This is a genomic window from Agromyces sp. NPDC055658 (assembly GCF_053618155.1).
Window position 1 is genome coordinate 50525 of sequence record NZ_JBSHHD010000026.1, and the last position, 14085, is coordinate 64609.

Genomic DNA, 14085 nt, shown 5'->3' on the forward strand with positions numbered 1-14085 from the left:
CCGCCACCGTCAGCGCATCGCGGCGCCCGGTTGGAGCACGAGATCGGCGACGGCCGGGTCGGCACCGATCGCGACGAGCCGGGCGCGGAACGCGCGCCTGGCACGAACGTACGGCTCGTCGGAGTCGCGGATCACGGCGAGCTGGTTCATCCACTCGAAGACGCCCTGCACCTCGAAGGCGAACTGGTCGGCATCGTCGGCCCCGACGATGCCGTCGAGCTCGCCGGCCTCGGCCGCGTACCGCACCTGCACCGCGAGGTAGCCGAGCCAGTCGTCGAGCTGCGCGGTGATCGCGTCGCGCACGACGCCGGGCTTCGCGTGGAAGTCGGCCGCCGCGGCTGAGAAGAAGCACCCGCCCGGGAACACGCGGTCGTGCGAGTACGCGACGACGCGATCGAGCAGTGCGACGACCCGCGTCAGCCCGCGCGGCTTCTCACGGGCGGGGGCGATGACGGTCGCGAAGTAGCGCTCGCGGGCCGCCTCGACGGCGGCGAGCTGCAGCTTCTCCTTGCTGCCGAAGAGCGTCGCGATGCTCGACTTACTCACGCTCGCGGCGATCGCGATGCGACCGATCGACAGCTGGTCGAGCCCTTCGATCGAGGCGAGGTCGACGGCGTGGCCGAGCACCACCCGGCGCGAGGCATCCCCCCGCGCCCGGCGGCCGTCGACCGCGACATCCGTTCCGCTCATGCTCTCGATTTTACGCACGATCGTGCGTATAGTGGGCGTACGATCGTTCGTATTCATTGTTGGCGTCTGCTTCGAACGCGGCGGATGCCTCGCCGGAAGCCACTCGGAGGCCACCATGCCTGCAGCACTCACCGCCCATGCCGCCGCCATCCGCGCCGCCGATCGCATCTCGCCCGGGCTCGCGGCGCAGGTCGCGCTACCGCTCTTCCGCCGGGTGCGGCCGGCGCTGTCCGTTCGCGAACACGACCGCGCCGTGCACGAGCGTGCCGAACGCGGTCGCCTTCGTGTTCGCGGCCGCGATGTCGTCGCGTACTCGTGGGGGCACGGCGCCGACACCGTGCTGCTCGTGCACGGCTGGCGCGGACGGGCATCGCAGTTCGCCCCGATCGTGCGCGAGCTGCGCGCCGAGGGCCTTCGACTCGTGGCGTTCGACGCACCCGCGAACGGCGACTCTGCCGGGCGTCACACCGACATCCGCGACTACCTCGCCGCGATCGAGGCGTTGCAGCAGCGCTACGGGCGATTCCACCTGATCGTCGGTCACTCGTTCGGCGCACTCGCCGCGATCACGGCGGTGCGCGAGGGCACGGCCACCGGCGGCGTCGCGGCGATCGCCGGCATGGCCGACGCGCGCTTCCTCGTCGACGCGTTCTCGGGGCGGCTCGGGTTGCGTCCCGCCACGTCCGACGCGCTCGCGCGCGGATTCAGCCGGCGCGTGCTGCCCGAGGTCGACGACCCCTATCGGCGCTTCGACGCGGTCGGCTCACCGCTGCCCGACGGCGTGCCGTTGCTCGTCGCCCACGATCGCGGCGATCGCGAGGTCGCGTCGAGCGAGTCGGTGCGCCTGCACGCCGCGCACGGCGATCGCTCGCGCCTGCTCCTGACCGAGGGGTTCGGGCACGTCCGCGTACTCGGCGCCGACCCCGTGCTCGACGCGGTCGCGGCCTTCGCGACCGGCGGGCTCGCCGCCGTCGACACGGTCACGCACTCGAGCCCGGCCGGCACCCCCGCTGTGCGTCACTGAGCGAGGTACGTGATGACCCGTCGCCCGGGCGGGCCGGCGAGCTGGCGGGCAGCGGGCCGACACGCCGACACGCCGCATGCTCCACCGGGCGGCGCGTTCCTCGACGATTCCGAGGATCATCGGAATCGTCGCGGTCAAGCGGCGACGCTTGCGAGGTGGGCAGCGATGTCGAGGGGTGGTGGTGCGATCGATGGGAGTCGTCGGTTGCCGGGGCGTGGTCGGCGGTCGGGGTCGAGGTGCGCCGGCGGCACGAACCAGGTGAATCCGTGCTCGATGAGGATGACCCAGCCGTCGTCGTGGATGCGGTGATGGTGATGTGCGCAGAGCATGATGCCGTTGCCCGCCAATCGCTAATGTGACCTCTTATGAGGACGGTGAAGGCAGCAGCCATCTACGCGCGCATCTCGAGCGACCAGACAGGCGAGGGGCTGGGCGTGGCACGACAGCTCGAGGACTGCCGACGACTCGCCGCCGAACGAGGATGGAGCGTCGCCGCCGAGTACGTCGACAACGACATGTCCGCGTACCGGGGCAAGACACGGCCAGAGTACGCGCGGATGCTGGCCGATATCGAGGCTGGCCGCATCGACGCGGTGATTGCTTACCACCAGGACCGACTCACGCGCCGCCCGATGGAGTGGGAGCAGTTCGTCGAACTCTGCGACCGGGCGGGCGTCGAGCAGTTGGCAACGGTGACTTCGGATATCGACTTCGGCAACGACAACGGGATGCTGGTGGCACGGATAACCGCCGCCGTCGCGGCGAACGAGTCCGCTCGCAAGTCAGCGCGCATCAGGCGGAAGATCCAGCAGAACGTCGAGCAAGGCAGACCGAACGGTGGCGCGCAACGACCGTTCGGGTACGAGGCCGACAAGATGACCGTGCGCGAGTCCGAGGCAGAGATCATCCGACAACTCACCGCACGGTTCCTCGTGGGTGAATCGCTGCGGTCGCTGGTGACGTGGATGAACGATCAGGAGATCCCGACGATGGCAGGGGCGCAGGAGTGGCGCACGCCGACTCTCCGGCAGATCCTGGCGGGCGGTCGGATCGCCGGCATCCGCGATCATCACGGCGAGCCGGCCGGCCCTGCCGCATGGCCGGGGATCATCACCCGCGAGCAGCACGACCAGATCCTTGCGACGATGCGATCGAAGCAGCGGAGCGGGCGGCGGGCGCCCCGGCGGTACTTGCTCAGCGGATTGCTGCGCTGCGGGAAGTGCGGGAACCGGCTCTACAGTTCCGCCCGCCGGGAGCGCCGCCGCTACGTCTGCATGTCCGGACCCGACCACGGCGGATGCGGACAACTCACCGTCGTCGCCCCACCCGTCGAGGAATGGATCGCCGCCGCCGTGCTGCTCAGACTCGACACTCCCGCCATGGCTGACGCCCTCTCCGGACGAGCCGCCGCCAACGAACGCCATTCGGCCCTGGTCGCAGAGCTCGATGCTGCGCGGACCCGCTTGGGCGAGCTTGCCGAGATGTTCGGCGCAGGCGAGATCTCCCGCGCGGAACTGCTCGCCGCACGGAAGCCTGCTGAGGCCCGCGTCATCGCAGCGCAACGGCAACTCGATCAGATCACCGGAGCGAACGCCCTTGACGGGCTCGTCGGCCACGGTGCCGCGCTGCTGGAATCCTGGGACAGCCTCAACCTCGATCGGCAGCACGCGATCGTGCGTGCCGTGATGGATCATGCGACGATCATGCCCGGGAAGTCAGGCGCCCGGACCCTGGACCCGTCCCGCATCGTTCCCACTTGGGCCTGCTGAGGGCTCCGGGGTCGCGGCGCCGCCCCTCCGGGGCTGCGCGCCGCGTCCCCCGGTCGCCCCGAGCAGCACCCCAAGCCGGGAGACGACCGCCGCATCGGTCACATGCACCGGAATGCCCTGTGCCTCGCATGACTCCACCAGCCACGCCCGCACCGCATCGAAATCGCCCCCGAACATCAGCGCCCCCACTGCGCCCAGATCGCCGGGGCGCCCTGCCAGGCCGGATTCTCTGACGACGACCACCGCGTGAACGGATCCCCGCCCATCAACTCCGATGCGGCGTCGATCACGGCATGAGCCGACGCGCCGGTCAGTCGGATCCGGTCAGGCTGGAAGCCCTGCGCGACGTCGTATCGGTGCAAGCCAAGGTCGCGCGCTGCCGGATCGGCGAATGTCTTCGCGACGTACTTCGACAGGTAGGTCGCAGCAATCCGCGCTTCTGAGAGCGCGCCAGAGCCGACCGGAAGGCCACCGATCAGCTTGATGCCGATGAACCCATGCCCCCACGCTTCATCGATCAGGCGCCGCTTGATGAACTTCCCGACCGCGAAATGCGCGTGCAACCCGTGATCGGTCTTGTGCCACTCCGGCACCCACGCGTACGGGAACGGGTCACCGCCGAGCCCGTCGCGCATGTTCCGGAAGAACTCGCCCAGGTGCGCCCGTAGCAACTGTGGGTCATGATTTCCCGTCCCGCGATACGTCAGCGTGCCGAGCCGATTCAACCGGTTCGCCGCGCAATACCGACGCAGCCGTGAGCGCGCCCGCCGACCGGCTTCTGCGGCCGCCCGCTCAGGATCACTCGCGGAACCGCGCGCGACGTACTGGGGAACCCGTCGCACGGATCGCTGGAACGCGCCGCCACCCTCGCCCGCGGCGGGGCAGAGCGTGAACGACCAGCCTGAATCCGGACGTGCGAGGAACGACAGGGACGAAGAGGAGGGAGAGAGTGACACGGGTACCCGTTCGATGGCGCCGACAAGAAGACGGCCCAGAACAGGTAATGGTCACTTTCGCACGACGGGCACTGGCCGGTTAGTGTCGCGCAGCCCTCCCAGGCAAGGGCCCCTCGCTCATCTCAACTTTGTCCTCCCGACGGGACCTGGGACGCGCCCTTAACCGAGATTGCGACCAGTCAACCCGAGACCACCGACATTCACCAGAACCACGAGCAGGGCACAAACTGCCGCGCCTTCACCCCCTGACGGGGGTGAAGGCTTGCCATCGACACCGCTGCCGGACTCCCGAGTTATGTTGCAGATTCAAGTCAAGCGCGCCGCTATCAGGTCAGAATTTGGTACCGCTCGTCCGGAAGTTCCTCGAGAAGACCAAGATGCCTCACTCGCGACATCTCGCGCTCCACGAACTCGCGGTCAAGCAGGCCCTCCGGCGTGACAGGCAGCGCGATCAGCACCTTTTGCAGCCTCGTCTTCGTCAGGCTGAGGTTGTACGTGTAGGCCGCGACTGCCTTGCGGATGGTGGCAACGAGGTACAGTGCCACCGTCGGAGTCATCTCTCCGATCAGCTCAGGCTTTGGCTTCAGCAGCCAAATGTTCTGTCCGCTGAGGAATGCATGATGCTGGTAGAAGGTGGAGCCAGTGCTGCCGTCAAGGGCCAACGTGATCACGCCACCCTCATTGATCTTTCCCTCGCGTGGCTGGCAATAACCAGTCACGCCGTTGTTCCGAGCCGTCCGCGAGACGAATGGCAGCGCATCCACGTCGTTGAGTTCGGCTTCCTGAAAATTGATCTTGTCATCCTGAAGGGATGCCGAGATGTCGAAGAAGTCGATCAACGGAACCTTTTGCATGCCAACCACCTCACAGATACTGATTCGAGAAAAGGTACGCAATGTACTCATTGACCGATTGCTGAAGATCCGCGTCTGTAACTTCGTAGTCCTCGTCGTTGAAGAGGGTGTAGACCCACTGGTCCTGGTAGTCGAGGTCTACGTGGAAAGAGAACTCAGTCTCAGCTCGCTCCTTGAAAGCGGCGAGAAATAACGCGTAGGCAGCGTCGCTGCGATCTGTTGGTGTTCTAGTCTTCTGGTGCTTGATGAGGGCGAACGCATCGTCGAACTTCGCCATCCACGTCGGTCCGGAGTGTTTCGTTCCAGTCTCGAAGACGAGAACGATTGTCTCGGTTCCCTTGGGGAAGAAGAGATTCTTCGGCATCTCGATTGACGCCAGCAAGCGATTCTTCGCCAGTATGCGCTGCTTGTAGACCTCGTTATCCGCGTGCTTCTTCGTCCGCGCTGAAACAGCGTTGACTGGCACGATAGCGACTCCGATGCTTCCTGGAAGCAGGCTGTCCAGCATCAGCTCAACGAACGAAATCTCGGAGTACGTCGCGTTTGAATACGGAGGGTTGATGAAACCTACGTTGCACTCGTAGGACGCAAGTTCCTTCTTGACAGAGAAGCAGTCGGCGTTCTTCAGATGCGACTGACCATCCTTATTCAAGAACATATTCAGGGCGACGATCGAGTAGACCGATGCCTCGATCTCTACGCCAAAGAGGTTGTTCTTCCGGAAGCCGTCCTTTTCCGTTGGAGTGTAGTCATCAGACAACGCGATCCGCCGCCAGGCGGACGTCAGGAAGCCCCCTGTCCCGGCGCATGGGTCCAACACCTTCGACGACAAGTCGACCCCAGCGATGTCATTGAAGAGTCGCGTGACGTGGGAGGGGGTGAGGACGATGCCAAGGTCCGACCCACCCTTTGTGGAGTATGACAAGAAGACGTTGAAGAACAACGAAACGAGATCCAGCTCGCTGTCTTCGTAGTGCTCGTAGAGGATCCGGTCGACATCAGCGATGAGCTTGTGAACCGTGCCCTTTGCGTACTTGTGCCTGATTCCCTCCTTCTCAGCGCTCGCCAATGACAGGATCCGAGGTCGCATCTCATCGATGAGGGTCTGCTTGTCAGACACCACTGATCCCTTGATTCTGCGCTCCAAGGTGTGCCAGAGAATCTCAGCAATGTCTCGGTTCGAGTTGTACTGCGAATAGGCCGTCTTGAAAATTGGATCCTCAAGTGCGAAGAGGATAGCCCCGACCACGTACAGGCGGTTGTGCTCGATAATGTTCATCTCGTGGTGCATGAACCCGTTGATGACGTTTGCAGATTCGAGTAGCCGAGCCTGGCTCTTGACGTCACCCAGCTTCCCAGGCTCCGCGAGCAGATCGCGATACTGCGCTGGTGTCAGTACGGAATGAACGTTGAGGTTCGTGAATGTGTCAACACCGAGCTTCCAACCGTAAGTATCGATGCGTCGAGTGAGTGGATCTGTGCCTGAGCAGGCGACCGCGATGACATTGAAACGGTCTTTCAGAAAGCGCGCGTACCAGAGCGCTCCGTTCACCGCGTACTCGTCCACGCGATCTTCAAGATCGTCCTCGAAGATGTGCTTGGCGGTGGAAGCTTTGTTCTCGATGACCACAACGAGATTGGCCGGTTCGTCAAAGATGACAAACTCCGGGCGCCCAGCATTGCCAGTCCCGCGTTTGGAAGCGGTGGACAAGAGCTCGTTGATCGACTCGACGTCGGACTTTTCTGCCCACGCTCGAACCGACGGGTCCACTGGCTCGAACGACGCGTTGATGAACCCCTTGCTGACTAGCTCGTTGAACACCCACATGTCAGTGGACTTCTCCAGCATGAACTCTCCTCAGCCACCTTCCGGGGTGCAACTGTCAACCGTGGCCCGCAACATAAGCGGCTGAACCACAGTAGCCAGTGGCGCCGACGATGCCCGGGAACGTCGACGCGCGCCGGACGAGGACCCGCCTGGGAGGGGGGTGTGTTTACGATTAACGCCGTTGTCGAGATCGGTGCGGCCCCGGTGGCGCTTCCACCACCGGATGTGGTGCGCTTGGGTGTGCGAGGGCGGTCGAGTGCAGCCCGGCCAAGCGCACCCGCCGTCGCGTTCGATGAGGACGAGTTTCTGCGCCTGGGAGAACAGGCGGCGCGACCGGCCGAGGCGGGTCGTCTCGCAGCCGTCGCCGTAGTAGAGGGGCGAGATGCCGGCCCACATCGCGAGCTCCTCGATCGAGGGGATCGACACGGGCTGGTCGATGCCGTCGATCGTGCCGTGCCCGCGCCCTAACTCGAGCGCGGCGGCGTCGACGCGGGCCACGACCATCGCCTGCCGCAACGCCACGGGCCCGTCGTTCGCGCTGAGCGAGTGACGGGCGATGTCGGCGAGCGCGTCGAGGTTCATCTGGGCGATCGTGCGCTGCTCGGCGACCACGTCGTCACAACCGGCGGGGTTTCGAGACGGTCGCTGCGCTCCAGCCTCGACCTGCTCACCCCGAGCCGGGCGCTTCGCGTCGCGCGCCCGGTGGAGCTCGGCGCCGACGAGGGTCTCGATCGCGAGCTTGATCGGAGCGCCGTTGACGGGGTCGGCAGCACCCTTGAACCGGATCATGCCGTGCTCGTCTTCCCAGATGCGGAACTCGCGCGCCGCCCGCAGTTCGTCTTCACGCGGCTTCACCCCATCGGGGTCGAGGCGCGCCTGCATGAGCTTCACCAGCCGGTGCAGCCCGTCGACCCCCACGACCGGAGCCCGATCGACGAGGAACGCCTCGGCCTCGGACAGCTCGACCCGGTCGGCGCGCGGCGCGATGCCGTCGAGGAACCGGCGGATCACATCTGCCGCGTCGACGCACACGGCACCCGACGACACTGCCCGTGCGAGGTGCGGATGCCTCGGCGGCAGCACCTCACCCGTGAACGCGGCCCGGGGTGCGGTCGCCGCACCGACCGCGACGAGCTTGACCGCCTCTTGGAACCGGCCACCCGTCGCGGACGCGATCAACCGTTCGGCCGAGGAGAACCCATGCCGGCGGGCTACATCATCGTCGGCACCGGTGCGGGAGCGGGCCGCGAGCTCGGCCGCGACCGGCGCCTGCAATGCCTGCACACGCCGAGCGAGTTCACCCAGGGCTTCGGTCACCCGCACCAGGCCGTCGTCGCTCATCGACCGCGCATCGCCGACCGGGTCGACCGACCCGGTGGCACCAGCGGCCAAGGCGCCCGACCACACCGCATCGACCCCGTCGAGCGCAGCTGAAACCCCGATCAGTGCGGGTATTGCATCAGCTGCGGCCATACCCCGAGTCTACCCGGAAGCGGCTCGGATTCGAAGAGATATTCGAAACTGTGGACAATGAATCGGGCGATGACCCCACCGACCGGCACGCACACGCCTGCTCGCCCCCGACCGACCCGTACTCATGCACGCGCGCCCGCAGGCACGCACCCGCCCGACCCGCACTCACTCACTCGCCCACGCACCCAAACAAAGACACGAAACGGGCTCCCAGCCGGTCGGGAGCCCGTTTCGCGGTCGCGTCGTGACGGGTGCGAGAACGTCAGAGGTTCATCGCTCGGGGGTGGGGGCCCCGTCACGCGCGTCGTCAGCGGTCGACTGGCCGTCACCGCTGCGTTCTTCACCGGCCGAGGCCGCGTCGTCCGCGGTCTCCTGCCCGGTCTGGCTGTGGTCCTCGCCGTTCGCGGCGCCGTCTTCGGCGGCCTGCTGACCGGTCTCGGATGCCTCGTCGCCGGGCACGACCGGTGCGTCACCGTTCTGGCGGTGCTCGGCGGCCTTGTCGAGGCCAGCCCGGCGCTTCTCCTCGGCGTTCTCGTGGGCGGCGTCGCGCCGGTCGGCGCCCTTCTCGCGAGCATCCTCGGCGGTCTGCTGGCCGAACTCGCGGTGCTCGCGGCCCGTGTCGCTGATGTGCTCGCCGCCGGGCTCCTGCTGGCCGGTGACGCCGTCGAAGACCTCTTGCGCCGGTGCCGGCAGCACGCCGGCAGCGCCGGCGGCGCCCACGCCCGTGAGCCCTGCGGCGGTCGCCGCCGCCGCACCGATCGCGATCTTCGCTGCCAGGCCGAGCCCGGCGATTCCCGTGAATGCCACTCTTCTTCTCCGTATCTTCGGCGACGAGCCACTGGGGGTCTGGCTCGTCGCCGCAGTCGTTGCGTTCGGGTCGAACGAGATCGAGCCCGCCGCGACGCGGTCGGCGTCGAGTCGCGCCAGCAACTCGGCCGACGGCTGCGGCGCCGCCTGCCCGGCCGCGAGCCGGAAGCCGGCCACGGCGTCGGCGACGCCCGCGAGGTCGGCACGCCGCGGCGGCACATCGCCGCGCAGCACGGCTGCGGCCTCGTCGTCGTGAATGCGGTGGTTGCTCATCTCACTCCCTGCTATCGCCGGAGGTCGCCGCAGGGGTACGCCCTGCGGGGAATTTCTTTCGAAGCGCCGTGAGCGCCCGGCGCTGCAGCGCCTTCACCGCACCCGCGCGCTTGCCCAGCACGGCGGCGACCTGCTCGACCGTGAGGTCGCCGATGATGCGCAGCACCATCACGTCGCGCTGGTCGGGCGGAAGCCCGTCGAGCGTGGCCAGCGCCGCGACATCCCCGATGCGACCCAGCGCCTCGTCCTCGGCGCTGGCCGCCCGCCGGGGGTCGAGCTCATCGGCCCACTCCTCGCTCGGCGCCTGCCGCGCGCGGCGGCGCAGCTCGTCGACGAGGCGCCGGTACGCGATCGTGAACACGAAGGCCCGGAACTCCGCCGCGCCGCCCTCGAATCGGTCGAGCCCGTCGAACACGGCCAGGAACACCTCGCTCGTGAGATCGTCGGGCTCGGCCGAGCCCCGCGCCCGCAGGAAGCCCGCGACGGCACCGGCGTGCGCGTTCCAGAGCTCGGCCGACGCCCACGGCGCCCCGGCCTTCGCCGCGAGCAGCACCGTCTCGAACCCGTCGGCCGCCTCAGCGCCGCCGCTCGCGGCCCGCGGCATCGCCCAGCCCCGGGAGGCCGAGTGCGCGAGCACCCCGTCGAAATCGCCCATGGTCGCAAGAGTGTAGGGCAGCCGAGTGCGTGCCGCACTCGGCGTGACGCGCGACGAAGGCACGAGGCATCCTCACCCTGCGACGCACGGTCGGGTTCGGTGCCGTCACTCGCCCTTCGCGCCGGCGTCGGTGACGCCCACGTCGGTGCGGTGGAAGTTCTGGAACGACCGCGACGCGGTCGGCCCGCGCTGGCCGAGGTAGCGGCTCGCGTACTCGGCCGAACCGTAGGGTCGCTCGGCCGGCGACGACAGGCGGAAGAAGCAGAGCTGCCCGATCTTCATGCCCGGCCAGAGCTTGATCGGCAGGGTCGCGACGTTCGACAGCTCGAGCGTGACGTGCCCCGTGAACCCAGGGTCGATGAAGCCCGCGGTGGAGTGGGTGAGCAGGCCGAGCCGGCCGAGCGAGCTCTTGCCCTCGAGCCGCGCCGCGACGTCGTCGGGCAGGGTGACCTGCTCGTAGGTCGATCCAAGCACGAACTCGCCGGGGTGCAGGATGAACGGCTCGTCGGGCTTCACCTCGATCAGGTGGGTGAGCTCTGGCTGGTCTTCCGCCGGGTCGATGTACGGGTACTTGTGGTTGTCGAAGAGCCGGAAGTACCGGTCGAGCCGCACGTCGACCGACGACGGCTGCAGCATCGACGGATCGCTCGGCTCGAGCGCGATGCGGCCGAGTTCGAACTCTGAACGGATGTCGCGGTCGGAGAGCAGCACGCGCCCAGCCTACCGAGGCCCCGGCTCCGCCTCAGTGCGTGGTCGGGAACTGATCGTCGGCGAGCAGGGCCGTGTCAGCGCCGCAGCCGAGCTCGCCGTCCTGCAGCAGGACGTCGGACACGTGCAGGCGCTCGACCACGCCATCGGCCGAGCGCACGAGCAGGCAGTCGTCGGCGTCGCGCATGGCGAGCCCCAGGCGGTCGCCGTCCCGCAGCACCTCCACCGGCGCGAGCGCGCGACCGTCGGTCTCGCCCTCCAGCCGAGCGGTGATGGATGCCTCGAGCTCGTCGGCACTCGCATCGCCCGCGCCGGTCAGCACCTCGATCGCGACGGCCTCGGCCGCCTCGGGCACCACGGGCCGTTCGTCGGCGGGCGGTTCGACCTCGACGAGCGGGTCGGGGCACGACGTCTTCTCGACCCCGCCGTCGATGACGCCCCAGCGGTCGAACCGGAGGCGCACGCAGAAGTCGTGTTCGGGGTCGTCGTTCGCCGAGACCTCCGTGATGCGGCTCGCGAGCACGAGTGCGCCGACCGGCTCTTCCCACGCGGCATCCGATTCGGGCTCGATCGCGACGAGCCGGAACGGCGTCGCCGTATCGGGCACCGGGCCCCAGTCCGACGTATTCCCGCGATCGGGGACGCCCGTGGCCGGCAACTCCTGCGTCGCTCGGCGCGCGTACGCGGCGATGGCGTCCTCGGGCCGCTCGAGTCCGATCGACTGCGAGACGAAGCCGACGTCCTGCGCAAGCGCCGCCGCCTGCTCCAGCAGTTCAGGCTCGGCGGCCCCGGCGCCGTCCGTCGCGCCCACGCCGGCCGTACAGCCGGCGAGCGCGACGACGAGCGCCGCCGCGATCCCCCCGATGATGACGTGCTTCGATGCGCGCATATCGCCATCCTGCTGCAGCGTGCATGCCTGGCGTGGCATTCGTGCCCGACCTCACCGAATGGATGCGGCGATTCACGTCGGCGTTGTTAGGATGAGTTCCACGTCGCCGAGCGGCGTGCGCCGATGTAGTTCAATGGTAGAACTTCTGCTTCCCAAGCAGACAGCGCGGGTTCGATTCCCGTCATCGGCTCTGGATCGGCCTGATCACCGGCCGCGTAACCTCAGCGCCCGCTCGCGGCGACTTCTTCGGCGCTGCGCTGCACGCAGAACTCGTTGCCGTCGACGTCGCTCATCGTGACGTAGCCGGAGCCGTTCTCACGGCGCCGGTCGGCGACGACGGTCGCGCCCAGCTCCATGAGTCGCTCGACCTCGGCATCCCGCGTGGTGCCGACCGGTGAGAGGTCGAGGTGCATCCGGGGCGCGAACTCCTTGCCGTCGTCGACGGGTTGGATGTAGACCCGGATGGTCACCGGCTCAGTGAGGTAGACCGTCACGGGGTCGCCGGGGTTGTTCGGATCGTTCGGGTCCTCCTTCAGGTCGAGCAGCGCCTGCCAGAAGGCGCCGAGCGACTCATGGTCGCGGGCGGTGATGTTGATCGCGTCGATCTGCGAGGCCATTGCTCTCCTTCGTCGGTCGCCCCCGGCGTTCGGCGCGAGGTCACCCCGCCGACGTTACCCGCGGGGTGGGCCCGCTCACCAGCCATGCCGGCGCCGGAATGCACGACACGTGCACGTCGACCTCACCGCGCCGCCGGCCTCGCACGCTCGCCTCGGCGATCGCCCAGCCAGCCGCGGCGCCGGAACAGCACGTAGACGACGATGTCGATGGCGACCATCGCGATGCCCACCACGAGCCAGCCGAACTCCCACTGCACCAGCGGCAGGTTCTTGAAGTTCATCCCGTAGACGCCCGCGATCACCGTCGGGATCGCGAGGAGGGCGGCGAAGGCCGAGATCGTGCGCATGTCCTGGTTCTGCCGGGTGGAGACATTGCTCTCGTGACTCGAGACGACCGCGTCGAGGGCGGCGTGTTCGGCCGTGGCGAGCTTCGCCACTCCCGTCACGTCGTGCTCGAGGTGCGTGAAGAAGGCGCGCAGTGCGGGCTCGGACGCCATCATCGCCTCGAACTCGCCGCGATCGGCCGTGATCGCTTCGGCGAGCCCCGACACGGCCCGGTCGATCCGGCCGATGCGCTGCCGGAGGCGGTAGATGCGCCGATAGTCCTCGCGGATGCTGCTGTCGAACACCTCCTCCTCGACCTCTTCGAGCTCGCGTTCGACCCCGGCACCGAGCTCGACGAAGTCCTGCACGACGGCGTCGAGGATGCGGTAGACGCCCGAGATCGGCGAGGTCACCGGCACGAGGGCGTCGGCGAGCAGCAGCGCCTCGATATCGCGGAGCTCGTCCTCGGGTCCGTTCTGCACGACCAGGCACTCGTGGTCGTTGAAGATCAGCGCGATGTCGGTGTGCGTGGCCGGGTCGGCACCGCTCCGGTCCACGTCCCAGAGGTTGAGGTAGAGGTGGCCCGAGAGCCGCTCGAGCTTCGGAGCCTGACGCCCCTCGACCAGATCGGCGATGATCAGCGGGTGGATGCCGAACCGCTCCCTCAGCCGCTCGAGTTCGCCCGGATCCGGGTTGACGACCCGCACCCAGACGCCCGCGCCCGTGAGCATCTCAGGCATCATCGACCTCGTCTCTGCGTCCCGGTGCGCCGTCTCCGCGCCCGATGCGCCACCCTCACCGTAGGCGCGCGACGGTGTTCCGCACACGGGGTTGCCGTCGGCGCCCGAGCGGGCTAGCGATTTCCCACCGCCCTGTCGGCGGCGAACCGGTCGGTCGTCGCTCAGCTCGACAGCGCGGCACGCAAGGGGAGCGCGAGCGCCGACCTGGTCGAAGCGCTCGAGGCCCTCGCGGACACCTTCCGCTGACGGTCGCGACCGTCAGCGGGCGCGCCCGCGCGGGTCGGCGGGTTCGGTCGCGGCCGTCTCGATCTTCTGCACGAAGCGCCGCGGTGGGATGGCTCGGCCGAGGCACCCACGAGGTGGGCCCCCCAGCTCACACGAGACGGAACACGCGGATGATGACGAAGCCCGGCTCGGCCCGGGCGTACCCGACGAACTGGGACTCGGTGAGCCACTGCAGCTCGGGGTGGTCGGTGCG

14 protein-coding genes and 1 tRNA gene are annotated in these 14085 nt (G+C 68.0%); 4 read left to right on the top strand and 11 right to left on the bottom strand.

The window, feature by feature from the left end; translation table 11 throughout:
- Positions 1–9: 9 nt before the first annotated feature.
- Positions 10–690 carry a TetR/AcrR family transcriptional regulator gene (locus ACWGPE_RS13290; RefSeq protein WP_231429355.1) on the bottom strand — a complete coding sequence of 227 codons (681 nt, stop codon included), beginning with the start codon at positions 688–690 and terminating at the stop codon, positions 10–12.
- A 115-nt stretch (positions 691–805) separates the two neighbouring features.
- On the opposite strand from ACWGPE_RS13290, the gene ACWGPE_RS13295 reads away from it, so the two are divergent.
- The 3 genes from ACWGPE_RS13295 (at position 806) to ACWGPE_RS13305 (ending at position 3483) form a co-directional block, all read left to right on the top strand.
- Entirely contained in the window at positions 806–1714 is a 909-nt protein-coding gene (locus tag ACWGPE_RS13295) for an alpha/beta hydrolase (protein ID WP_231429354.1), read from the top strand.
- A 155-nt stretch (positions 1715–1869) separates the two neighbouring features.
- Entirely contained in the window at positions 1870–2073 is a 204-nt protein-coding gene (locus tag ACWGPE_RS13300) for a hypothetical protein (protein ID WP_452048876.1), read from the top strand.
- A 15-nt stretch (positions 2074–2088) separates the two neighbouring features.
- Complete coding sequence (locus ACWGPE_RS13305; protein ID WP_452048877.1) at positions 2089–3483, top strand: recombinase family protein; 1395 nt, start codon at positions 2089–2091, stop codon at positions 3481–3483.
- Positions 3484–3659: 176 nt separating this feature from the next.
- On the opposite strand, the gene ACWGPE_RS13310 is transcribed toward ACWGPE_RS13305, so the two are convergent.
- The 8 genes from ACWGPE_RS13310 to ACWGPE_RS13345 all read right to left on the bottom strand — a co-directional run bounded on the left by ACWGPE_RS13310 (position 3660) and on the right by ACWGPE_RS13345 (position 11926).
- A complete protein-coding gene (locus tag ACWGPE_RS13310; RefSeq protein WP_452048878.1) occupies positions 3660–4439 on the bottom strand; it encodes a rolling circle replication-associated protein in 780 nt (259 codons plus the stop codon).
- Between the two features lie 326 nt (positions 4440–4765).
- Positions 4766–5293, bottom strand: coding sequence for a restriction endonuclease subunit S (locus ACWGPE_RS13315; RefSeq protein ID WP_452048883.1), 528 nt, complete (start codon positions 5291–5293; stop codon positions 4766–4768).
- 10 nt (positions 5294–5303) lie between these two features.
- A complete protein-coding gene (locus ACWGPE_RS13320; protein WP_452048879.1) occupies positions 5304–7142 on the bottom strand; it encodes an HsdM family class I SAM-dependent methyltransferase in 1839 nt (612 codons plus the stop codon).
- A gap of 9 nt (positions 7143–7151) precedes the next feature.
- A complete protein-coding gene (locus ACWGPE_RS13325) occupies positions 7152–8594 on the bottom strand; it encodes a DUF222 domain-containing protein (protein ID WP_452048880.1) in 1443 nt (480 codons plus the stop codon).
- A 270-nt stretch (positions 8595–8864) separates the two neighbouring features.
- A complete protein-coding gene (locus ACWGPE_RS13330) occupies positions 8865–9674 on the bottom strand; it encodes a hypothetical protein (RefSeq protein ID WP_452048881.1) in 810 nt (269 codons plus the stop codon).
- 1 nt (position 9675) lies between these two features.
- Positions 9676–10329 carry an RNA polymerase sigma factor gene (locus ACWGPE_RS13335; protein ID WP_231429352.1) on the bottom strand — a complete coding sequence of 218 codons (654 nt, stop codon included), beginning with the start codon at positions 10327–10329 and terminating at the stop codon, positions 9676–9678.
- Positions 10330–10434: 105 nt separating this feature from the next.
- Positions 10435–11040, bottom strand: a complete 606-nt coding sequence (gene dcd / locus ACWGPE_RS13340) for a dCTP deaminase (protein ID WP_231429351.1) — start codon at positions 11038–11040, stop codon at positions 10435–10437.
- A gap of 31 nt (positions 11041–11071) precedes the next feature.
- A complete protein-coding gene (locus ACWGPE_RS13345; RefSeq protein WP_452048882.1) occupies positions 11072–11926 on the bottom strand; it encodes a hypothetical protein in 855 nt (284 codons plus the stop codon).
- 119 nt (positions 11927–12045) lie between these two features.
- On the opposite strand from ACWGPE_RS13345, the gene ACWGPE_RS13350 reads away from it, so the two are divergent.
- Positions 12046–12116: transfer RNA gene (locus ACWGPE_RS13350), tRNA-Gly, on the top strand.
- A 31-nt stretch (positions 12117–12147) separates the two neighbouring features.
- Here the strand turns inward: ACWGPE_RS13350 and ACWGPE_RS13355 are convergent.
- Together ACWGPE_RS13355 and ACWGPE_RS13360 are read right to left on the bottom strand one after the other, a co-directional pair.
- Complete coding sequence (locus tag ACWGPE_RS13355) at positions 12148–12543, bottom strand: VOC family protein (protein WP_231429349.1); 396 nt, start codon at positions 12541–12543, stop codon at positions 12148–12150.
- 122 nt (positions 12544–12665) lie between these two features.
- Positions 12666–13607 (bottom strand): CorA family divalent cation transporter, encoded by a 942-nt coding sequence (locus ACWGPE_RS13360; RefSeq protein ID WP_275507091.1) that lies wholly within the window; start codon positions 13605–13607, stop codon positions 12666–12668.
- Positions 13608–14085: the final 478 nt, after the last annotated feature.

Excerpts from the sequence above, each read along its gene's own strand:
- ACWGPE_RS13335 (WP_231429352.1), bottom strand. The coding sequence starts at position 10,329 with ATGGGCGATTTCGACGGGGTGCTCGCGCACTCGGCCTCCCGGGGCTGG.
- ACWGPE_RS13330 (WP_452048881.1), bottom strand. The coding sequence starts at position 9,674 with ATGAGCAACCACCGCATTCACGACGACGAGGCCGCAGCCGTGCTGCGC.
- ACWGPE_RS13320 (WP_452048879.1), bottom strand. The coding sequence starts at position 7,142 with ATGCTGGAGAAGTCCACTGACATGTGGGTGTTCAACGAGCTAGTCAGC.
- ACWGPE_RS13345 (WP_452048882.1), bottom strand. The coding sequence starts at position 11,926 with ATGCGCGCATCGAAGCACGTCATCATCGGGGGGATCGCGGCGGCGCTC.
- ACWGPE_RS13355 (WP_231429349.1), bottom strand. The coding sequence starts at position 12,543 with ATGGCCTCGCAGATCGACGCGATCAACATCACCGCCCGCGACCATGAG.
- ACWGPE_RS13325 (WP_452048880.1), bottom strand. The coding sequence starts at position 8,594 with ATGGCCGCAGCTGATGCAATACCCGCACTGATCGGGGTTTCAGCTGCG.
- ACWGPE_RS13360 (WP_275507091.1), bottom strand. The coding sequence starts at position 13,607 with ATGCCTGAGATGCTCACGGGCGCGGGCGTCTGGGTGCGGGTCGTCAAC.
- ACWGPE_RS13290 (WP_231429355.1), bottom strand. The coding sequence starts at position 690 with ATGAGCGGAACGGATGTCGCGGTCGACGGCCGCCGGGCGCGGGGGGAT.
- ACWGPE_RS13315 (WP_452048883.1), bottom strand. The coding sequence starts at position 5,293 with ATGCAAAAGGTTCCGTTGATCGACTTCTTCGACATCTCGGCATCCCTT.
- ACWGPE_RS13295 (WP_231429354.1), top strand. The coding sequence starts at position 806 with ATGCCTGCAGCACTCACCGCCCATGCCGCCGCCATCCGCGCCGCCGAT.